At 64.7% G+C, this 20,536-nt stretch carries 16 protein-coding genes and 1 pseudogene; 8 read left to right on the top strand and 9 right to left on the bottom strand.

Annotated features, from left to right (window positions below; all coding sequences use genetic code 11):
- The first annotated feature begins 60 nt into the window (after positions 1-60).
- The 5 genes from OKW41_RS34385 to OKW41_RS34365 all read left to right on the top strand — a co-directional run bounded on the left by OKW41_RS34385 (position 61) and on the right by OKW41_RS34365 (position 6,733).
- Complete coding sequence (locus OKW41_RS34385) at positions 61-1,062, top strand: helix-turn-helix transcriptional regulator (protein ID WP_429575367.1); 1,002 nt, start codon at positions 61-63, stop codon at positions 1,060-1,062.
- Between the two features lie 114 nt (positions 1,063-1,176).
- Positions 1,177-2,856, top strand: coding sequence for a 2,3-epoxybenzoyl-CoA dihydrolase (gene boxC, locus OKW41_RS34380; RefSeq protein WP_429575366.1), 1,680 nt, complete (start codon positions 1,177-1,179; stop codon positions 2,854-2,856).
- 98 nt (positions 2,857-2,954) lie between these two features.
- Complete coding sequence (gene boxB, locus OKW41_RS34375; protein ID WP_429575365.1) at positions 2,955-4,382, top strand: benzoyl-CoA 2,3-epoxidase subunit BoxB; 1,428 nt, start codon at positions 2,955-2,957, stop codon at positions 4,380-4,382.
- A gap of 57 nt (positions 4,383-4,439) precedes the next feature.
- Positions 4,440-5,678 carry a benzoyl-CoA 2,3-epoxidase subunit BoxA gene (gene boxA, locus OKW41_RS34370; RefSeq protein WP_429450793.1) on the top strand — a complete coding sequence of 413 codons (1,239 nt, stop codon included), beginning with the start codon at positions 4,440-4,442 and terminating at the stop codon, positions 5,676-5,678.
- A gap of 275 nt (positions 5,679-5,953) precedes the next feature.
- A complete protein-coding gene (locus OKW41_RS34365) occupies positions 5,954-6,733 on the top strand; it encodes an amino acid ABC transporter substrate-binding protein (protein ID WP_429575364.1) in 780 nt (259 codons plus the stop codon).
- A gap of 130 nt (positions 6,734-6,863) precedes the next feature.
- On the opposite strand, the gene leuA is transcribed toward OKW41_RS34365, so the two are convergent.
- Positions 6,864-8,570 (bottom strand): 2-isopropylmalate synthase, encoded by a 1,707-nt coding sequence (gene leuA / locus OKW41_RS34360; protein ID WP_429575363.1) that lies wholly within the window; start codon positions 8,568-8,570, stop codon positions 6,864-6,866.
- 397 nt (positions 8,571-8,967) lie between these two features.
- Here leuA and OKW41_RS34355 point away from each other — a divergent pair, with 397 nt between their 5' ends.
- Entirely contained in the window at positions 8,968-9,300 is a 333-nt protein-coding gene (locus OKW41_RS34355; protein WP_429575362.1) for a hypothetical protein, read from the top strand.
- A gap of 99 nt (positions 9,301-9,399) precedes the next feature.
- On the opposite strand, the gene OKW41_RS34350 is transcribed toward OKW41_RS34355, so the two are convergent.
- Entirely contained in the window at positions 9,400-10,152 is a 753-nt protein-coding gene (locus tag OKW41_RS34350) for a cadmium resistance transporter (RefSeq protein WP_429450787.1), read from the bottom strand.
- Between the two features lie 80 nt (positions 10,153-10,232).
- On the opposite strand from OKW41_RS34350, the gene OKW41_RS34345 reads away from it, so the two are divergent.
- Positions 10,233-10,676 (top strand): hypothetical protein, encoded by a 444-nt coding sequence (locus OKW41_RS34345; protein ID WP_429450786.1) that lies wholly within the window; start codon positions 10,233-10,235, stop codon positions 10,674-10,676.
- Between the two features lie 49 nt (positions 10,677-10,725).
- Here OKW41_RS34345 and OKW41_RS34340 read toward each other — a convergent pair.
- Positions 10,726-11,994 (bottom strand): annotated as a pseudogene (locus tag OKW41_RS34340) (DUF3443 domain-containing protein).
- 69 nt (positions 11,995-12,063) lie between these two features.
- On the bottom strand, positions 12,064-12,528 hold the full coding sequence (locus OKW41_RS34335; protein WP_018421123.1) for a DUF2844 domain-containing protein: 465 nt from the start codon (positions 12,526-12,528) through the stop codon (positions 12,064-12,066).
- Positions 12,529-12,926: 398 nt separating this feature from the next.
- Between OKW41_RS34335 and bamC the strand changes: the two genes are divergently transcribed.
- On the top strand, positions 12,927-14,162 hold the full coding sequence (gene bamC / locus OKW41_RS34330; RefSeq protein WP_429575361.1) for an outer membrane protein assembly factor BamC: 1,236 nt from the start codon (positions 12,927-12,929) through the stop codon (positions 14,160-14,162).
- Between the two features lie 170 nt (positions 14,163-14,332).
- Here bamC and OKW41_RS34325 read toward each other — a convergent pair whose 3' ends face one another.
- The 5 genes from OKW41_RS34325 to thiC all read right to left on the bottom strand — a co-directional run bounded on the left by OKW41_RS34325 (position 14,333) and on the right by thiC (position 20,483).
- Positions 14,333-15,259 (bottom strand): DMT family transporter, encoded by a 927-nt coding sequence (locus tag OKW41_RS34325; protein ID WP_429450781.1) that lies wholly within the window; start codon positions 15,257-15,259, stop codon positions 14,333-14,335.
- A gap of 291 nt (positions 15,260-15,550) precedes the next feature.
- Positions 15,551-17,149 carry an L-lactate permease gene (locus OKW41_RS34320; RefSeq protein ID WP_429450779.1) on the bottom strand — a complete coding sequence of 533 codons (1,599 nt, stop codon included), beginning with the start codon at positions 17,147-17,149 and terminating at the stop codon, positions 15,551-15,553.
- Positions 17,150-17,444: 295 nt separating this feature from the next.
- Positions 17,445-17,948 (bottom strand): hypothetical protein, encoded by a 504-nt coding sequence (locus tag OKW41_RS34315; RefSeq protein ID WP_429575360.1) that lies wholly within the window; start codon positions 17,946-17,948, stop codon positions 17,445-17,447.
- 233 nt (positions 17,949-18,181) lie between these two features.
- On the bottom strand, positions 18,182-18,406 hold the full coding sequence (locus OKW41_RS34310) for a glycine zipper 2TM domain-containing protein (RefSeq protein ID WP_429575359.1): 225 nt from the start codon (positions 18,404-18,406) through the stop codon (positions 18,182-18,184).
- Between the two features lie 145 nt (positions 18,407-18,551).
- Positions 18,552-20,483 (bottom strand): phosphomethylpyrimidine synthase ThiC, encoded by a 1,932-nt coding sequence (thiC, locus tag OKW41_RS34305; protein ID WP_018421117.1) that lies wholly within the window; start codon positions 20,481-20,483, stop codon positions 18,552-18,554.
- Positions 20,484-20,536 lie beyond the last annotated feature (53 nt).

Here is a 20,536-nt window from a genome sequence, read left to right as displayed (position 1 = left end):
GTTCACCTGGCGCGTGTCAAGCACTATAGTACATGTATCGTAGTCAAGAGGTCGCAAAACATGAATCAAAAATACCCTCCAGCACCGTTGGACGAAACCGACGACGACGCGGCCCGCGCCGAACGCACCGAGCGCGTGGGTGAACGCACGGCCGAACGTGGCGGCGAGCGCGAAGAACGCGATCCGTTCCTGACCGCGATGGGCGAGCGTGTGCGTTTGCTGCGCGCGCGCCGCGGCATGACACGCAAGACGCTGGCGGCCGAAACCGGTTTGTCGGAGCGGCATCTGGCGAACCTCGAATCGGGCGTCGGCAATGCGTCGGTGCTGGTGCTGCGGCAGCTCGCGGCCACGCTGAACTGCTCGCTCGCCGAGGTGATCGGCGACGAAACCACCGCGTCCGCCGAATGGCTGCTGATCCGCGAGCTGCTGCAGGGGCGCGACCAGGCGGCACTGCAGCGCGCGCGCATCGCGCTCGCCGAGATGTTCGCGCAGGCGCCGCGCGACCCGCACCGCAAGGACCGCATCGCGCTGATCGGCCTGCGCGGCGCGGGTAAGTCGACGCTCGGGCGCATGCTCGCGCAGGAGCGCAAGGTGCCGTTCATCGAGCTCACGCGCGTGATCGAACAGCTCGCGGGCTGTCCGCCGTCGGAGATTCATTCGCTGTACGGCGCGAGCGCGTATCGACGCTACGAGCAACGCGCGCTCGAGGCGGTGATCCACGAGCATCCGCACGCGGTGATCGCGTCGCCGGGCGGGCTCGTGTCGGAATCGGGCACGTTCAACGTGCTGCTGTCGCATTGCTTCACCGTGTGGTTGCAGGCGACGCCCGAGGAACATATGCGCCGCGTCGTCGCGCAAGGTGATCTGCGGCCGATGTCCGGCAACCGCGAGGCGATGGACGACCTGAAGCGCATCCTCGCCGGGCGCGCCGAGCTGTACGGACGCGCCGACATGACTTTCGACACCAGCGAAAAGACGCTCGCCGATGCGTACCTGCAGTTGCGCGACCATCTCGCCGCGCGTCTCGCGGCGGAAGCCCCCGACGAGGCGCACGTGAACTGACCGATCGCGGGCGCCAGGGTTTCCCCGTAAAAATGCACTAAAGTGCTTTACGCTGGTGTGACGATGCACTATTGTTCAAAAAACAGATTGAATCGTCCAGCCAGGAGACGCCCCATGTCCACAGCACCCACCGCCGTTGCTCAGGCCGCGCCGGTCGACTATCGCACCGACCCGTCGCAGTACAGGCATTGGAAGCTCAGCTTCAACGGTCCGGTCGCGACGCTCGGCATCGACATCGCCGAGGACGGCGGCATTCGCGACGGCTACAAGCTGAAGCTCAATTCGTATGATCTCGGCGTCGACATCGAGCTTCACGACGCGATTCAGCGCATTCGCTTCGAGCATCCGGAAGTCCGCACGGTGGTGGTGACGAGCCTGAAGGACCGGGTGTTCTGCTCGGGCGCGAATATCTTCATGCTGGGGCTGTCATCGCACGCGTGGAAGGTCAACTTCTGCAAATTCACGAATGAAACGCGCAACGGGCTCGAAGATTCGTCGCGCCATTCGGGGCTCAAGTTTCTCGCCGCGGTGAACGGCGCGTGCGCGGGCGGCGGTTATGAACTCGCGCTCGCCTGCGATGAAATCTATCTGATCGACGATCGTTCCTCTTCGGTGTCGCTGCCGGAAGTGCCGCTGCTCGGCGTGCTGCCCGGCACCGGCGGACTCACGCGCGTGACCGATAAGCGCAAGGTGCGCCACGATCGCGCGGATATCTTCTGCACGGTGGTCGAGGGCGTGCGCGGCGAACGCGCGAAGGCCTGGCGTCTCGTCGACGAAGTCGTGAAGCCGAACCAGTTCGAGCAGGCCATTCAGGCGCGCGCGCTCGAACTCGGCGCGCACAGCGATCGTCCGGCCGGAGTGCCGGGCGTCGCGCTCACGCGCATCGAACGCACGGATCGCGAAGCTGGCCTCAGCTATCAGACGGTCGACGTCACGATCGATCGCGCAAAACGTATGGCGACCTTCACCGCGCGCGCGCCACAGACCGAGCAACCGACCGACCTCGCCGCGATCGTCGCGGCCGGCGCCAACTGGTGGCCGCTGCAATTCGCCCGCGAACTCGACGACGCGATCCTCTCGATGCGCACCAACGCGCTCGACATCGGCACCTGGGTGTTCAAGTCCGAAGGCGACGCGCGCCACCTGCTCGCGGTCGATGCGACGCTGCTGCAGCACCGGGATCACTGGTTCGTGCGCGAAACGATCGGCATGCTGCGCCGCACGCTCGCGCGCCTCGACGTGTCGTCGCGCTCCATCTTCACGCTGATCGAGCCGGGTTCATGCTTCGCCGGCACGTTCGCGGAACTCGCGTTCGCCGCCGATCGCACCTACATGGCCGCGCTGCCCGACAACGAGGACGAGGAGCCGGCGATCACGCTGTCGGAAGTCAACTTCGGCCTGTATCCGATGGTGACGCATCAGTCGCGGCTCGCGCGGCGCTTCTACGAGGAAGCCGAGCCGCTCGACGCGGCGCGCGCGCTGATCGGCCAGCCGGTCAAGGCGCTCGACGCGGAGCGCCTCGGTCTCGTTACCGCGTCGCCTGACGATATCGATTGGGCCGACGAAATCCGCATCGCGCTCGAAGAACGCGCGGCGATGTCGCCCGATGCCTTGACCGGCCTCGAAGCAAATCTGCGCTTCAATGGGCCGGAGACGATGGAGACGCGCATTTTCGGCCGTCTCACCGCCTGGCAGAACTGGATCTTCAACCGGCCGAACGCAGTGGGCGAGAAGGGTGCGCTCAAGGTGTACGGCAAGGGCAGCAAGGCGCAATTCGATGTGTCGCGCGTGTGAGATGCGCCGCGCTCACTCCGACTAAACGACGCCGCCTGCCGATACGCGCCTCTCGCCACTGCAGCTTCCGAACAGGGAATTGACCCAGGGAACCGACCATGTCCTCGATCAACTACAGCGAAAAGATTCCGAACAACGTCAACCTCGCCGACGACCGCGCGCTGCAACGCGCGCTCGAACAATGGCAGCCGAACTTTCTGTCATGGTGGGGCGACATGGGCCCGGAAGGCTCGCACGGTTACGACGTGTATCTGCGCACCGCGGTCAGCGTCGATGCGGGCGGCTGGGCGCACTTCGACCACGTGAAGATGCCCGAGTACCGCTGGGGCATTTTCCTCACGCCGGGCGAGCAGGATCGCAAGATCCACTTCGGCGAGCACAAGGGCGAAGCCGCGTGGCAGGACGTGCCCGGCGAGCATCGCGCGAACCTGCGCCGCATCATCGTCACGCAGGGCGATACGGAACCGGCCTCGGTCGAGCAGCAGCGTCACCTCGGTTTGACCGCGCCGTCGCTGTACGATCTGCGCAACCTGTTCCAGGTCAACGTCGAGGAAGGCCGTCATCTGTGGGCGATGGTGTATCTGCTGCATCGCTACTTCGGCCGCGACGGTCGTGAGGAAGCCGAAGCCTTGCTCGGCCGTCGCTCGGGCGACGAGGACAACCCGCGCATTCTCGGCGCGTTCAACGAGAAAACGCCGGACTGGCTCGCGTTCTACATGTTCACGTACTTCACCGACCGCGACGGCAAGTTCCAGTTGTCGGCGCTCGCGGAGTCGGGCTTCGATCCGCTCGCGCGCACGACGAAGTTCATGCTGACCGAGGAAGCGCATCATATGTTCGTCGGCGAATCGGGCGTGTCGCGCGTGATCCAGCGCACCGCTCAGGTGATGAACGAACTCGGCACCGACGACGTCGCGAAGATCCGCGCGGCCGGCGTGATCGATCTGCCGACCATCCAGCGCTATCTGAACTTCCATTACTCGGTCACGATCGACCTGTTCGGCGCCGATCATTCGTCGAACGCGGCGACGTTCTATAGCTCGGGTCTGAAGGGCCGCTACGAGGAAGGCAAGCGCGACGACGATCATCGCCTGAACGAACATGCTTACAAGCTGCTCGACGTGCGGGACGGCAAGCTCGTCGAGCGCGAAGTGCCGATGCTCAACGCGATGAACGAAGTGCTGCGCGACGATTACATCAAGGACTCGGTTGCGGGCGTTGGGCGCTGGAACAAGGTGCTCGAGAAGGCCGGCATCGACTTTCGCATGACGGTGCCGCACAAGGCGTTCAACCGGCAGATCGGCACGTTCGCCGGCACGCGGGTGTCGCCGGACGGCCGCGTGCTCAGCGAAGCCGAATGGGCCGCCAACGAAGCGAACTGGCTCGCCACGCCGGAAGACCGCGCGTTCGTCGCTTCGCTGATGGGCCGCGTCGCCGAGCCGGGCAAGTTCGCGAACTGGATCGCGCCGCCCGCGATTGGCGTGAACCGTCAGCCGGTCGATTTCGAATACGTGCGCTTCAACTGAAGCAGGCGAAGCACGAAAGGCGCGCTACGCGCTCGCCGTATCCAGGTGGAGGAAGTCATGAACGGCCCAGTATCGGTCGAAGTTCTGCGGCAGCATCTGATCGATCCGGAAATCTGCATTCGCTGCAATACCTGCGAAGAGACCTGTCCGATCGACGCGATCACGCACGACGACAACAACTACGTCGTGAAGGCCGACGTCTGCAACGGCTGCATGGCCTGCGTGCCGCCGTGCCCGACCGGCGCGATCGACAACTGGCGCACGGTGCTGAAGGCCGACGCGTATTCGATCGACGAGCAGTTTACGTGGGACGTGTTGCCGGAGCAGAACACGATGGCGGTGCCGGCTGAAGAACCGGTGGCCGCGTCCACCGCGGGCGACAGCGCCGCCGAAGCGGACGGCATCGAAGTGGATACCGTGCGCGGCGCGGTCGTGCCGCCCTGGTCGGCCGCGAAGCCGTACGTGAATCTCTACACGCATAAGGCGCCGACCACCGCGACGGTGGTCGGCAACTACCGGCTCACCGACAGCGCGACGTCGAGCGACATCCATCACATCGTGCTCGATTTCGGCTCGATGCCGTTTCCGGTGCTCGAAGGCCAGTCGATCGGCATTCTGCCGCCGGGTGCTGCCGCCGACGGCCGCGTGCATCACGCGCGCCAGTACTCGATCGCGAGTCCGCGCGATGGCGAGCGGCCCGGCTATAACAACGTGTCGCTGACGGTCAAGCGGGTGTCGCAGCAGCACGGCGACGCGATCGATGGCGTGTGCTCGAACTATCTGTGCGATCTGAAGAAGGGCGACGTGGTCAACGTGATCGGTCCGTTCGGCAGCACCTTCCTGATGCCGAATCATCCGAACTCGCATCTGCTGATGATCTGCACGGGCACCGGTTCCGCGCCGATGCGCGCGATGACCGAGTATCGCCGCCGCAAGCGCCTCAAAGGCGCGACCGGCAAGCTGATGCTGTTCTTCGGCGCGCGTACCAAGGAGGAGCTGCCGTACTTTGGACCGCTGACGAATCTGCCGAAGGATTTCATCGACACCACGCTCGCGTTTTCGCGCACCCCGGGACAGGCGAAGCGCTACGTGCAGGACGCAATGCGCGAACGTTCGGCCGACGTCGCGAACCTGCTGAAGGACGACAACACCTATATCTACGTGTGCGGCCTCAAGGGCATGGAGGACGGTGTGCTGCAGGCGCTCAAGGATATCGGCGAGCAGCATCAGCTCGATTGGGAAGCGTTGTGGGCGAAGCTGAAGCGGGAAGGGCGGCTGCATCTGGAGACGTACTGAGCGGCGCGCCGACACGCCGACCCACACCGAAAGCTCCGCGAAAAGGCTCCGCAAAGGCTCGTGAAAGCATGAGCGCTTGCGGGGCCTTTTTGCCTGCGCCATATGCTTGACAGAGCGCAGCGGCTGACCTGTGCGGATCGACGCACCGCGCGCGAAGCGCTTTGAAAATCGCGGACGGTTTGCTACAGTCGGCCCAGACAGCCGGCCGCCCGCCGGCACTCCCCGCCAAACGCGGCAGTCCGCCACCTGCGCAGGCACTCAGACGGAGCCGTCCGATGAAGCCGATTCGATCACTTGCGATGATTGCGCTGTTGCAGGCAGCACTGGCGCATCCGGCGAGCGCCGACGATCTCGCGCGGATCAAGGCATCGGGCGTGTTCCGGATCGGCACTGAAGGTACGTACGCCCCGTTCACCTACCACGACGACGCGGGCAAGCTGACCGGCTTCGACGTCGAGCTTGGGGGCGCGATCGCGCGGCGTCTCGGCGTCAAGCCGCAATTCATCGAAGGCAAATGGGAAGGACTGATCGCCGGTCTCGACGTCAATCGCTACGACGCGGTGATCAACGAGGTCGCGATCACCGACGAGCGCAAGCTCAAATACGATTACTCGGCCCCGTACATCACGTCGCACGCGGTGCTGATCGTCGCATCGGACAACACGACGATCAAATCTTTCGACGACCTGAAGGGCCGCAAATCGGCCAATACGCTGACCAGCAACGTCGGCAGGATCGCGGCCGCGCACGGCGCGCAGGTGATTCCGGCGCAGGGCTTCGACGAATCGATCGATCTGCTCGTCGCGGGCCGCGTCGATGCGACCGTCAACGATTCATTGTCGTTTCTCGACTACAGGAAGCGCGAGCCCGAGGCGAGGATCAAGGTCGTCGCGGTCGATACGTCGCCCGATAGCAGCGACAAGTCGGCCGTACTGATCCGCAAGGGCAATCCGAAGCTGCGCCTGGCGATCGACGACGCGCTCGCCGGCATGAGAAAAGACGGTACGTATCAGCGGATTTCGCTGAAGTACTTCGGCCGGGACGTGTTTCATTGACCGTCGGCCGAAACGTTGACGCGGATAAATCCAGATTAAAAAAGAAGGGGCGTCGAAACGCCCCTTCTTCGTTGTCATCAGCCCGTCGAACATACGGCGTGCCGCACGTTCAACGCGGCAGACGCTGGCCTCACACCGTCGCGTCGCTCAGCGCGGCGTCGAAGAAGCGCTCCTGGGCATCCGTGTTCACGCGTGCATACGCGCGGTTCACGCCGCTGATCACCGCGCGGATCGACGCGGTGATCAGGTTCGCATCGACACCGACGCCAAACGCGCTGCCGGCCACATCGGCGCCGGCCATTTCCGCGATCGCGATCGCGCGCGCATCGGCGCCCTGAGTGAGCGCGCGTTCCTCGTAGTGCTGGATGCGCACGGGCACGTCGAAGGCGTGCATCAGCGCGTCGAGCGGGCCGTTGCCGGAGCCGCTCAGCACGCGCGGCGTGCCGTTGATTTCGACGTTGAGCTTGATGTGCTCGCGGCCGTCATGCTCGGACAGGCTGTGGCTGATATAGCGGACCGGCTCGGCCGTGCGCACGTATTCCTGCTGGAACAGTTCCCAGATCTGCGCAGGCGTGACTTCCTGGCCGCTCTGGTCTGTGAAGCGCTGCACGGCCGAGCTGAAGTCGACCTGCAGACGGCGCGGCAACACGACGCCGTAGCTCTGCTCGAGCAGGTACGCGATGCCGCCCTTGCCCGACTGGCTGTTCACGCGAATCACGGAGTCGTAGGTGCGGCCGAGGTCGTTCGGATCGATCGGCATGTACGGCACTTCCCAGATCGCGTCCGGCTTCTGCGCGGCGAAGCCCTTCTTGATCGCGTCCTGGTGCGAGCCCGAGAACGCGGTGAAGACGAGATCGCCGACATACGGGTGACGCGGATGCACCGGCAACTGCGTGCATTCCTCGGCCGTGCGCGCGACTTCGTTGATGTTCGAGAAATCGAGCTCGGGGTCGACGCCCTGCGTGTACAGGTTCAACGCGAGCGTGACGAGGTCGACGTTGCCGGTGCGCTCGCCGTTGCCGAACAGACAACCTTCGACGCGATCCGCACCCGCCATCACCGCGAGCTCCGCGGCCGCGACGGCCGTGCCGCGGTCGTTATGCGGGTGGACGGAGACGATCAGCGAGTCGCGGCGCGCGAGATTGCGGTGCATCCATTCGATCTGGTCCGCGTAGACGTTCGGCGTGGCCATTTCGACGGTGGCCGGCAGATTGACGATCGCCTTGTGCTCGGGCGTCGGTTGCCAGATGTCGAACACCGCGTCGCAGACTTCCTTCGCGAATTCGAGTTCGGTGCCGCTGAACACTTCCGGGCTGTATTGCAGCGTGAAGTGCGTGTCCGGTTGCGCGTCGGCGAGGCGCTTCATCGTGCGCGCGGTTTTCTGCGCGAGTTCGATCACGCCGCTCTTTTCGAGGCCGAACACGATCTTGCGGAATTCCGGCGCGGTCGCGTTGTACAGATGGACGATCGCGCGCGGGGCGCCGCGCAACGATTCGAAAGTACGCTCGATCAGATCGTCGCGCGCCTGCGTGAGCACTTCGATCGTCACGTCGTCGGGAATATGGCCGCCCTCGATCAGCTCGCGCACGAAGTTGAAATCGGTCTGCGACGCCGACGGAAACGCGACTTCGATTTCCTTGAAGCCGATCTGCACCAGCGTCTTGAACATGCGCATCTTGCGCTCGGCGTTCATCGGCTCGAACAGCGCCTGGTTGCCGTCGCGCAGGTCGGTGCTCATCCAGATCGGCGCGCGCGTGATGGTGCGCGACGGCCACTGGCGATCCGTCAAATTGATCGGCTTGAACGAACGGTACTTGGTAGCAGGATTTTTCAACATTTTCATCATCCGGGGGAGAGACCGTGGAACGGGTGTCGACCGGACGACGAAAACGCGATACTGGGCCGCCGGTCGGAAACCGGGGCTGGGTCAGTTACTGGGGATTCAAGCGATGCTTCGGTGTATCAGAGAGAAGCGGACGCGCGCAGCAGCAGACCTAGCCCGGTAGAGCGGGCTAGTAGTAGCGATAGGGTGGTCTGGGCGCGGTACATAGTGCGCAATGGGAACATATTATTGAGAAAGCGTCAAGGGCCGAGGTGGAGTGGGCCGCGGCCTGCTCGGCTGCAGAAGGGGGCGAGCGGCCGCTCGCAGGGAAGGTGCCGTGGGACGCTCGCGCGGCACCCGATTCAGGGGTGAGCTCACGAGGCGTCGTCAATTCACAGAGCAGGAGGTGAACATGAAAGGGGTAGCGAAGATATCCAGCCTCGCGAGAATCTGCGCGTGCGCGGCGTTGGCATGTGGGTTCGTCGGGCAGGCGGGCGCGCAGGGGCTCAGCGCGCAGAACGACATGAACGCGCCGCAGAACAGTACGCGTCTGATGCCGCAGGCGGCGCGCGGCAGCGAGTATCCGACGCATGGCAACCAGCAGGCGGGCGAGCTGAATCTGAATCCGACCGATCCGCGTGCGCAACTGGTCAACGGCTTGCCGAACAACGCGAGCGCGGGCGGCTATGGCGCGCCGCTGGCGGGCGTGCGTATTTACGTGCAACCGCCCCAGCCGGCGAATTGAGACTGGCGAAGCAGGATCGGCAGACGAGGACTACGACGCTGAAGGCGGCAAGCTGAAGCGGTTGCGTGCCGCGCAGTCTTCGTCGACGCCCCGCGTTGATCACGCGCCGGACAAAAGTCGCAACGTATCGCTGCTCACAATCACCGATACGCCTATCGCGAGCAGGATCAGCGGCAGCAGCGCCGAGCCGTAGCGCCGGATCGGCGCGCCGAGCAACGGGTGGTCGACCAGCCATGCCGCGCCCGCGCACCAGAGCCCGATCATCACGACGAACACGAGCGAAACCAGCGCGTTCTCGGCGGGCGTACGACTCGCGTACAGCGGCACGTAGACGGCGAGGTTGTCCGAGCCGTTGGCGATGGCGACGCTCGCGACGGTCCAACTCGATGAGCCGCGAACGGATGGCGGAGCGCTTGCGCGGCTGTCCTCGCTATCTTCGCTGGCGTTGCGCCGCGCGTGGCCGGGACCGAAGCGCTGCCAGGCCTTGTGCAGGCCCACGACGATCGGCAGCAAGCCGAGCAGGCCCACATAACCGGCCGGCAGGCGCGTGAGCAAGGCCGCGAGCACGAGCGCCGCGGCGACGAGGATCAAAGAGCCCGCGTACTGTCCCGCGACCACGCGGCGCCGCTCCACGCCCGTTTCGGTCAGAAAGCCGAGCAGCACGAACAGGTTGTCGATATTGGTCGCGGCGTAGGCGACGATCGCGAGCAGGACGAGGCTGAGCATGAAGAAGCCGAGATCGTTACCGGGAGTAGAGTCGTTTTGAATTCGCCGTGCAATGTGGGCAACCGGGCTGCCGGCTGCGCCATCGAGGACGCGGCCGGTCAACACGATGCCGATGCGCCGCGTCAAGGTCAAGCGGCAGGCGGCCGCGAAGTCGGGCGACGGGGTCGTAAGCTACAATGACCGAGGCCTGGAACAACGGAACATCGATGAAGATTCGCCTTCTCTCTATCGCCTGTGTCGCGAGCGCCGCGGCGCTGCTGGCGGCCTGCACGATCGGTACCCGCAACTCGAGCGCGTGCGAACAATTGATGCGCAGCAAGCTGGCCGAGGCGTCGTCGGGGATGTCGTCGGATACGCTGCGGGTCACGCATCGCGGGGCCGCGATTCGCGGCTCGCGCGTCGTGGTGGAGGGGACGATCGACCATCGGGTAAGCGCGTCCGAGGTGGCGGTCTCCGCGCCGCTCGCGGCATCGGCATCGCAAGCGGCGACGGACGTCAATGTGGCCGCGAAGCAGGCCGAGCCGAAGAGGGTCAGCACGCCGGCCGCCGCCGAGTGCACGTTCCACGGCGAAGAGCTGGACGTATTCCGCTGGCTCGCGCCGGCAAAGCTGGCCGCGCCGGCCGCGCAACCGGCCAGCACGGCGGGCTGAGTTCCCGTCCGCGTCTCGCGGCATCGCTGCGCATCCAACCCAATCAATCTCAGAACGCGTAATACGGCCCCTGGCCGGCCGACGTATTGCGGGCCGCAATCGCCGTGTAAATGCGTTTGCCGTAAAAGAACGGCAAGCCCCAGCCGAAGCCCTGACTCGAATTGCCGGCGAGATTGTCGAAAGCGTTGTTCGACGATGAGAACAGCGTGCTCGAATTGGCTATGTCGAATGACACCGTGCTCGACACGCCATCGATGCCGGTGATCGACGCGCTCGCCGACTGCGTCGAAGTCGGGCAGTACCAGAAGCCGCACAACGGGAACTGCGTCGAGTGGAAGAACAGGCCGTTCGAGCCGCTGTCGAGATAGCTCACCGCATAGGTCTGACCGCCCGAGTTCGTCGTCACGTAGCCGGTCGCGGCGTTCGCCTTCAGGACGTTCGGGCTCGTCAGCGTGTTGTTCGACTGGGTGCCGATGCCGAAGATCTACGAGCCCGACACGCTGGCCGCGCCCGCATCGGCGACGGCCGGCAGGTCGATCACGACGCCGTTGTTGTCGAGCGGGAAGCTGCTGACCGGGTTGGTCACCTGCTGTGCGAGCGGCTGCGCGGTTGCGGTGCAGCCGCTCGTCGTGCAGCTGTAGTACCAGCGCGGCAATGCGGAGTTCGAGCAGCCGTTGCCGCAGTCGACCGGGAACAGGCCCACGCCGAGGATCCCGTTCGAGTGCAGGCTCGACACCGTCAGCAGCGACGCGCCGGAGTTCGCGCAGTCGGTGGGTGCGGCGGGCAGTGCACTGTCGGCGATTACCTGGATCGGAATCGACGACGCCTGTTGGCCAGCCATGCGTACGTCCGCGTTGCGGATCGTGCCCCACGCATAACCGCTGCCGAACACCGCGCATTCGGCGCTCACGCCGCCGCCCGCGGCGATGGTCGGCAGCGACAGGGTCGTCGGCAGCGCCGATGCGAGGATGCGCAGGCCATTCGAGCCGGTGTCGACCTGGATGTCGTCGATCGTCGCGCAGTTGCTGGTGCCGGCCTGGCAGACGGTGACGCTCGTCGTCAGCATGTTGCGCGTATTGCCGGGCGATACGCCGACCGTGACCAGCTGCACGTTGGGCGTGGTCGATTGCGGCACGTTCGCGCTCTGCGTCGTGTTCGACGCGCTCGTGGAACTGGCCGACGAGGTCGGCGCGGTCGCGGACGGCGTCGAGCCCGAGCCGGACGAGCTGGACGAGGAACTGCCGCCTCCGCCGCCGCAGCCGACGAGGGCCGCGCAGACGATCAGAAGCAGGGCATGGAAACGCAAGGCGGATTTCATGGCGTGGCGATCCGTCGGGTGGAACTCAGGCGTGAAGGGGGCGCGAGCGACGCGTGCGGGGCGCACGCGTTACTGGATGTCGTCGGAGGTGACGCCGGCGGGCAAAGCCGCCGGCAGCCACGCGCGGCCGACGTAGCCGCGCATCGGTCCGCCGGACTCGACGATCACGTCGGCGCGCGTGACCCGCGACGAATGCAGATTGCCGCTGCCGGCCGCCGCCGCGGCGCCTGTCTTGTACGAGTCGCCGTATTTGCCGAGTAGCGCGTGCAGATCCGGCATCGTCGGGCCTTGCCATGCGTAGGCGACGATCAGGCCGGTGCTGGTCGCGTATTCGTTGATTGTCGTATTGCCAGCGTCGGTCCACGTGCGCTCGCGCAGTGCGCCATTGAGCAGCGTGCGCGGCGCGCTCGCGCCCGAAACCGCCTGGCTCGGCATCGTGCCGCCCAATTCGGCATGCGCGCCGAAGCTCGCGCAGCACGCGACGACGGCGATCGCCGAGGCGATCGCGGATGGATTGAGACAGGACTGGGACATGAGGCCTTCCTCGTTTGGCGCCGGATTTTTTATTGAGATAACTCGATTAACCTGGCGCCGGTTTTTTCTGGTCTTTGCACATCGCGGCGGACAGGACCGCGCGCCATGTTTAAAAACAAGCCGCATGCAGACCGGAAGCCCTTATTCGGCGGGCCTCCGGCAAAGACTTGGGAATACTCCCAATGTCAACTCGAAAGTGTTATTGAGTGTTAAATTTACCTCATAAGAAGGCAAATAGCATGATGGGCGCGGACTTTTTTCCCGTGGTCGCTTCGTAGCCGTGGCATGCGGCGATTCGCGGGCAAACCCCAGTTTTTGCACAGGCCTCGCCGGGACCGGTAAAATGTTGGGTTGATCCACGGAAACTTGCCGTGGCGTAGCGGAAGGATTCCCTGAACATGACTGATTTTCGTCTCACCAAGCGGTTCGCAGTAATGCTCATGGCAGGCGGGCTGGTCGCCGGCTGCGGCACCTCGTCGCCGACCAAAATCGACTATAGGAGCGACTCCCGTTCGAAGCAGGTATCGCTTGCCGTACCGCCGAACATGATCGACGAGACGGCCGATCAGCGTTCGCTGCCGCCGCAGGGCGGCGAAACCTCGCTGTCCGCGCTGAAACAGGTGCAGGCACAGGCGCCGGCCGGCGACGCGGTCGCGGTCGTGCCGCCCGTCCAGGGCATCCACATCCAGCGCGACGGCACCGAGAGCTGGCTCGTGATCGACAATAAAACGCCCGATCAGGCCTGGCCGCAAATCCGCCGCTTCTGGCAGGAGCAGGGCTTCCTGCTCGTCGTCGACCAGCGCGACAAGGGCGTGATGGAAACCGACTGGAACGAAACCCACGCGCAGATCAACGACGGCTTTATCCGCAACACGCTGTCGAAGGCCATGGGCAACAGCTACGTGAGTTCGGAGCGCAACAAGTTCCGCACGCGTCTCGAAGCGGCGCCGAAGGGCGGCACCTATGTGTTCGTCAGCCAGAAAGGCATGCGTGAGGCGATCACCGGTACGAACAACGAGTCGACCCAGTGGCAACCCAAGCCGAACGACCCGGCGCTCGAGCAGGAATATCTGAAGCGCCTGATGGCCTCGCTCGCGCGGGCCGATTCGGGTAGCAACGCGGGTGGCACACAGAACGCCGAGCTGTCGCCCGCGGGCACGCAGATCGCGCCGAACGCGGCGACGGCGGGTGCGAAGTCGGCGACGGCCGCCGTTGTCGCGCAGAACGTCGCGCTCGCGGCGCAACCGCCTATGCCGGACGCGGATTCGGCCAACAACACGTCGGCGCAGCTTTCATCGACCGAACTCACGCTCGCCGAGCCGTATGACCGCGCGTGGCTGCGCGTGGGCCTCGCGCTCGATCGCAGCAATTTCACGGTCGACGATCGCGACCTGAGCCGCGGCCTCTATTTCGTGCGCTACGTCGATCCGAAGGATATGTCGTCGGCCGAGCAGGGCTTCTGGAGCCAGGTTTTCCACGGCAAGAAGGAGAAGGTCGCCAGGCAGTATCGCGTGAACGTGCGCGCGGTGACGCCGAACCAGACCCGCGTGGCCGTGGTCGACGACAAGGGTCAGCTCGACGAAAGCTCGCAGGCCAAGCAGATCATGAGCCTGATGGCCGACCAGCTGCACTGATACGAGGGCCTCGCGGCCGACGCCGCCGGTTCGACGAAACCGCCCGGAGAAATCCGGGCGGTTTTTTTTGACTATGCATTTGACGCGCGAAGGGCGCGCGCGTGAGCCGATGTAACGTGACCGGATCGGCAAGCCGCGACCCGGCGCGGTTGCCGACTGACTCCGTGCGCTCAGGTATCCGCGCGCCGCGTCCCCATCCACGGCAAGCGCTTGACTACGCCCGTCGCCAACGCGGTGCCGACCAGAATCACCGCGCACCCTTCGAGCATGCCCGGCGACACCGTCTCGCCGAGAAACAACGCGCCCCACAGAATGCCGAAGATCGGAATCACGAAGGTCACGGTGATCGCGCGCGTCGGCCCGGCGACCGCGATCAGATGGAAGAAAAGCATGTACGCGATGCCGGTACAGGCGACGCCGAGCGCGATCACCGCGCCCCACGCGCGCAGCGAGATCGGCGCGGCGGGCCAGTAGATGACCGCGAGCGGCAGCAGCACGATCGTCGCGCCGATCATCGTGCCGGTCGCGACGGTCAGCGCGTCGACACCAGTCAGGTGACGCTTCGTGTAGTTGGCGGCGATGCCGTAGAGCAGCGTCGCGCCGAGCGCGGCGCCGGCCGCGAGCGCGACGCTCAGCGGCGAGGCGGCCGAGCCGGCCGGCGCCGCGATCTGATCCCACACGAGCATCAGCACGCCGAGAAAGCCGACCACGAGACCGAGCGTGCGCAGTACGCTGAGCCGGTCGCGCAGCCACAGGAAGCCGACCAGCGCGCCCCACAGCGGCGCGCACGCATTGATCACCGACGTGACGCCCGCCGACAGCGTCAGCTCGGCATACGCGAACAGGCAGAATGGTGCCGCCGAATTGAGGATACCGACCACGAGCAGCGGCACTGCGCGCGTGCGCAACACGGTGGCGGACTGTTGCAGCGGCCGTCGCGCGATCAGCACGATCGCGAGAAAGAGTGCGCCGATGCCGACGCGCAGCGCCATCAGCGGCGCGACGCCGAAGTCGGTCACGCCGACGCGGATGAACAGGAACGATGCGCCCCACAGGGCAGCGAGGATCAGCAGTTGCAGCAGGTTTCTGGTTTTCATTGGAATGGCGCCACGCGCAGTTGAGTCGGGACGCCAGCTCATCGTAACAGTGCGATCGCGCGAATCGTTTCAGTACAGGATGAAACGGCAAGATCCGGGAGACCGCCGCGTCCGGTGAGGTCGATGGTAAGCGCTGCGAGGGCGCGCGCCAAACGAGCAATTCTCACCGATATGTGAGAAAAATTGCGATCAGGCGGAACGGCAGTGGGGAGGGATCGGAAACGGCGCCCGCGATGCGCGGGCGGCCGTCCGAAAAGATGTGAATTGCATTGCGCCGTTACTGGCGCGGCCTCAATGCGGAATCATCCATTGCAGGACGTTCTGCTGCGCCCAGACGAGCACGCCAAGCAGCACCGTCAGCAGAATCGAATGTTTGAAGGTCTTGGCGAACACGACGCCTTCCTTGCCCTTCAACTCGGTGGTCGCGACGCCGGTCGCGATGTTCTGCGGCGAGATCATCTTGCCCATCACGCCGCCCGACGAGTTGGTCGCCGCCATCAGCACCGGATTCAGATTGAGCTGGTTGGCCGCGACCACCTGCAGATTGCCGAACAGCGCATTGCCCGACGTATCGCTGCCCGACAGGAACACCGCCACCCAGCCGAGAAATGCCGACACGAGCGGAAACAGCGGCCCGACCGACGCAACGCCGAGACCGAGCGTGTAGGTGAGTCCCGAGTAGTTCATCAGGTAAGCGAGGCCGACGATCGTTGCCACGGTCAGGATCGCGATGCGCGTTTGCACCCACGTATCGGAGATCGCCTTGCCGAACTCGGCGGGCGAGAGCCGTACGACGAACGCCGTGATGAGCGCGGCGACGAGGATCGCGGTACCGGTCGCGAGCGGCTGGAAGTCCCAGATCGCGCCGTACGGCGTGTTGTAGAGCGTGATGAACACGGCCTTGTCGAGACCGGGCCACGACACCTTGATGTCGCCGATCGTGAAGATCCTCGCGATCGTCCAGATGATCACGACGACCGACACGATGATCCACGGATACCAGCCCTGTGCGCCGCCGATCTTGCCGCGCACCTCGCTGACGCGATCGACGTTGACCGCGAATTTCGGATCGACGGCGGGCTTCCAGACGCGCAGGAACGCAACGGTGAGGATCAGAGAAACCAGCGAAGACAGCACGTCGGTCAGGCTGTAGTTCACGAAGTTCGAGACGACGAACTGGGTCAGCGCGAAGCTCAGGCCCGAGACCAGCAGCACCGGCCAGATTCGCAGCATGTTGCGAAAACCCGCGTACACGCCAATCACATAGAAGGGCAGCAGGACCGCGAAGAAAGGCAATTGCCGCCCGACCATTTTCGCGAGCACGTCGGACGGCAGATGCGTGACCGCGCCGAGCACCGTGATCGGCACGCCGAGCGCGCCGAACGCGACCGGCGCGGTGTTGAAGATCAGCGTGAAGGTCAGCGCTTCGAGCGTCGGAAAGCCGAGCATGATCAGCAGCGAGCTCGTGATCGCGACCGGCGTGCCGAAACCCGAAATGCCCTCGAGCAGCGCGCCGAACGAAAAGCCGACCACGACGAGCACGATGCGCCGGTCGTTCGGCAGGTTGTCGATCATCCACAGGCGGAAGGCCTCGAAGCGTCCCGAGCGCTGCGCGATGTTGTACAGCAGGATCGCGGTGAACACGATCCACATCACTGGCCAGATCGCGAACACGACGCCAGCCGCGACCGAGTTGAACGCGAGCCCGACCGGAAACTGCCAGACGAAAATCGCCACGATCAAACCAATGATCAGTCCCGCGAGCGACGCTTGCCACGCGGGCCTGCGCGCCCAGCCGAGCAACGCGAGCACGACGATGATCGGCAGCGCGGCGACGATGAACGACGGAAAAAGCGAATTGCCAACCGGAGTGAGTAGTTGATGAAACATCACGTCTCCTTCGTTGTTGTGTAATTCGACGCGGGGGATTGCGCATGACGGCGCGTCGCTCTGACACGGCGGACGCTCGCAAGTGGCCTCGACAAAGCGGCGTCGCCCGATTTAAGCGGGTGCTGCATGAAACCTTCCAAGGATAGAGCGCCCTATCGGCGCGTCAAGCCGGGAAAGTACGGGCGGGGTATGCGCGGCGGAGGGCGATACGCGCGGAAAAACGACTCATGAAGAAGCGCGCGCGCCGGCAGTTGAAGCGCCGGCGCGTGCGCGCTCCGCGACGAAAGAGGACAGGTCAATGCGAGTGGCCGCCCCCATGGCCGCCCCCATGGCCGCCCCAATGGCCGCCCCAATGACCGCCCCAATAACCGCCAATGCCGATCGCAATCGACGGTCCGTAGTAGGCGGGGTAGCCGTAATAAGCGGGATAAGGATAAGCCGGCGGCGGATAGTAGGCGGGATAAACCGGCGGCGCCGCATACACGGGCGCGGGGACCGCATAACCGGGCGGCATGTCTTGCGGTGCGACCTGCGTTTGCGCCTGGGCTTGAGGCGGCTGCTGTTGATCGGTCGCCGGCGCGGTCTGGTCGGCCGTGGTCGTGGGCGCGGTCGAATAGTACGACGGGTAATAGCCGGCGGGATAGTAGCCGGCGGGGTAATAGCAGCCTGCAAAAAAGAGACTCGAGGCGAGCACGCAAATCGCGGTGGCGGGCCGCGCGAAGCTCGCGGAAAAACTGGACGAATCGCATGGCGTCGAGAGGCGCACCACGCAAAGATGGGTGACGACGCGGGACTTCATGGCGCGCTCCTCGATGAACCGATGCCGCCTTGCGCGACGTCGTTATGAGGAGCTTACGCTCTTGCCGCGGCAGCGCTGTGGCAAAACCGCAACCGCATATTTCAGTCTATTTCCACGCGCGTCGTCGGGACGAGGGCGGACCGCATCCGCCGCACTCGGCAGTCCGGATCGTGGTTCGAAAAAATCGTTTGCTGTCCTGTATGAATCGTTAGACACGTCATCGGACGCAACGCTCACTTGCCGACCTGGTTACCGATGACGCCGCCTACCGCCGCGCCGCCCAGCGTCGACCAGCCATTGCCGCCGATCGCCGCGCCGGCCGCGCCGCCGACACCCGCGCCGATCGCGGTATCGCGTGTGCGTGGGGACATGTCGCCGCATGCCGCGAGACCCGCGACAAGTGAAAGGGCGGCTGCGACCGTACCGAGACGAGTACAGAGATCACGGATCGATTTCATGATGCTGACTCCGCTCGTTGTTGGAAACAGATGTTTCCTTCAGTGAGCACGCAACGTGCCTGCTCGATGCGGTGGAATAAAAAAGCCCGCCATGCCGGCGGGCTTCGATACTGCAGTGCTGGTTAGCGCGAATCGCGCAACCCGCTCATTGCCGTTGATAAATCTCCGCGCCTTGCTTCATGAACTCGATCGACTTTACTTCCATGCCTTTCTTCAGCGCTTCGTCGTCGGTGACGCCTTGTTGCGCGGCGAACTCGCGTACGTCCTGGGTGATCTTCATCGAGCAGAAGTGCGGGCCGCACATCGAGCAGAAATGCGCGACCTTGGCCGAATCCTTCGGCAGCGTTTCGTCGTGGAATTCGCGCGCCTTGTCCGGGTCGAGACCGAGATTGAACTGGTCTTCCCAGCGGAATTCGAAGCGCGCCTTCGACAGCGCGTTGTCGCGCACCTGCGCACCCGGATGACCCTTCGCGAGATCGGCAGCATGCGCGGCGAGCTTGTACGTGATGATGCCGGTCTTCACGTCGTCCTTGTTCGGCAGACCGAGGTGTTCCTTCGGCGTCACGTAGCACAGCATCGCGGTGCCGAACCAGCCGATCATCGCGGCGCCAATGCCCGACGTGATGTGGTCGTAGCCCGGCGCGATGTCGGTGGTCAGCGGCCCGAGCGTGTAGAACGGCGCCTCGTCGCACCAGTCGAGCTGCAGGTCCATGTTTTCCTTGATCAGCTGCATCGGTACATGGCCCGGACCTTCGATCATCACCTGCACGTCGTGCTTCCACGCGATCTGCGTGAGTTCGCCGAGCGTCTTCAGCTCGCCCAGTTGCGCTTCGTCGTTCGCGTCGTAGATCGAGCCGGGACGCAGGCCGTCGCCGAGTGAGAAGGCCACGTCGTAGGCCTTCATGATTTCGCAGATCTCTTCGAAATGCTCGTACAGGAAGCTTTCCTTGTGATGCGCGAGACACCACTTCGCCATGATCGAGCCGCCGCGCGACACGATGCCGGTCATCCGGTTCGCCGTGAGCGGCACATATTGCAGACGCACGCCCGCGTGGATCGTGAAGTAGTCGACGCCTTGCTCGGCCTGCTCGATCAGCGTGTCGCGGAAGATTTCCCAGGTGAGGTCTTCAGCCTTGCCGTTGACCTTTTCGAGGGCCTGATAGATCGGCACCGTGCCGATCGGCACCGGGCTATTGCGGATGATCCATTCGCGCGTTTCATGAATGTGCTTGCCGGTCGACAGATCCATCACCGTGTCGCCGCCCCAGCGGATCGCCCACGTCATCTTGTCGACTTCCTCGCCGATCGACGATGTCACCGCCGAGTTGCCGATGTTCGCATTGACCTTCACGAGGAAGTTCCGGCCGATGATCATCGGCTCGCTTTCCGGGTGATTGATGTTGTTCGGGATGATCGCGCGGCCGCGCGCGATTTCCTCGCGCACGAATTCCGCGGTGATTTCGGTGAGGCCGTTCGGACCGAACGCGCTCGCGCCGAATGCCTGGCCGGGGTGCTGACGCCCCATCATCGCGGCGAGCTTCGCGCCGTTCGGGCCGCTCGTCTTCAGGGTCTCGAGGTATTCGGCACGGCGCTGGTTTTCGCGAATCGCGATGTATTCCATTTCCGGCGTGATGATGCCTTGCTTCGCGTAGTGCATCTGCGTCACGTTCCTGCCGGCGATCGCGCGGCGCGGCGTGCGATGCAGTCCCGGAAAACGCAGCTGCGCGGTGGCCGGATCGGCGGCGCGCTCGCGGCTGAAGCTGCTCGACAGACCGGTCAGCGGCTCGGTGTCGCCGCGCTCCTCGATCCACGCCTGGCGCAGCGCGGGTAGACCCGCGCGGATGTCGATCTCCGCGTCCGGGTCGGAGTAGGGGCCCGACGTGTCGTACACGTAGATCGGCGGATTCTTTTCGCCGCCGAAGCTGTCGGGCGTGTCGGCCTGCGAGATTTCGCGCATCGGCACGCGGATGTCGGGGCGCGAGCCGCTCACGTAGACCTTGCGCGAATTCGGCAACGGCGCGACGGCGGCCTCGTCCACGTGGGCTTCGGCGGAAATAAACTTCGGATTGGCGTTCATGCAAGTCTCCGTACAAAGTGGGGCGGCTAAGCAGGAGACCGAGATGGAAGTAG

It is taken from the genome of Paraburkholderia sp. UCT70, from assembly GCF_050434085.1.
Classification (GTDB): domain Bacteria; phylum Pseudomonadota; class Gammaproteobacteria; order Burkholderiales; family Burkholderiaceae; genus Paraburkholderia; species Paraburkholderia tuberum.
Note: the sequence above shows the minus strand (reverse complement) of the source record. Positions and strands in the feature narration are given on the sequence as shown.

Bases quoted from the DNA above. Each gene is read 5' to 3' on its own strand.
- boxC (WP_429575366.1), top strand. From the start codon at position 1,177: ATGTCCACAGCACCCACCGCCGTTGCTCAGGCCGCGCCGGTCGACTAT.
- boxA (WP_429450793.1), top strand. From the start codon at position 4,440: ATGAACGGCCCAGTATCGGTCGAAGTTCTGCGGCAGCATCTGATCGAT.
- leuA (WP_429575363.1), bottom strand. From the start codon at position 8,570: ATGTTGAAAAATCCTGCTACCAAGTACCGTTCGTTCAAGCCGATCAAT.
- OKW41_RS34365 (WP_429575364.1), top strand. From the start codon at position 5,954: ATGAAGCCGATTCGATCACTTGCGATGATTGCGCTGTTGCAGGCAGCA.
- thiC (WP_018421117.1), bottom strand. From the start codon at position 20,483: ATGAACGCCAATCCGAAGTTTATTTCCGCCGAAGCCCACGTGGACGAG.
- OKW41_RS34335 (WP_018421123.1), bottom strand. From the start codon at position 12,528: ATGTCCCAGTCCTGTCTCAATCCATCCGCGATCGCCTCGGCGATCGCC.
- OKW41_RS34310 (WP_429575359.1), bottom strand. From the start codon at position 18,406: ATGAAATCGATCCGTGATCTCTGTACTCGTCTCGGTACGGTCGCAGCC.
- OKW41_RS34355 (WP_429575362.1), top strand. From the start codon at position 8,968: ATGAAAGGGGTAGCGAAGATATCCAGCCTCGCGAGAATCTGCGCGTGC.
- boxB (WP_429575365.1), top strand. From the start codon at position 2,955: ATGTCCTCGATCAACTACAGCGAAAAGATTCCGAACAACGTCAACCTC.
- OKW41_RS34320 (WP_429450779.1), bottom strand. From the start codon at position 17,149: ATGTTTCATCAACTACTCACTCCGGTTGGCAATTCGCTTTTTCCGTCG.
- OKW41_RS34345 (WP_429450786.1), top strand. From the start codon at position 10,233: ATGAAGATTCGCCTTCTCTCTATCGCCTGTGTCGCGAGCGCCGCGGCG.
- OKW41_RS34315 (WP_429575360.1), bottom strand. From the start codon at position 17,948: ATGAAGTCCCGCGTCGTCACCCATCTTTGCGTGGTGCGCCTCTCGACG.
- OKW41_RS34385 (WP_429575367.1), top strand. From the start codon at position 61: ATGAATCAAAAATACCCTCCAGCACCGTTGGACGAAACCGACGACGAC.
- OKW41_RS34325 (WP_429450781.1), bottom strand. From the start codon at position 15,259: ATGAAAACCAGAAACCTGCTGCAACTGCTGATCCTCGCTGCCCTGTGG.
- bamC (WP_429575361.1), top strand. From the start codon at position 12,927: ATGACTGATTTTCGTCTCACCAAGCGGTTCGCAGTAATGCTCATGGCA.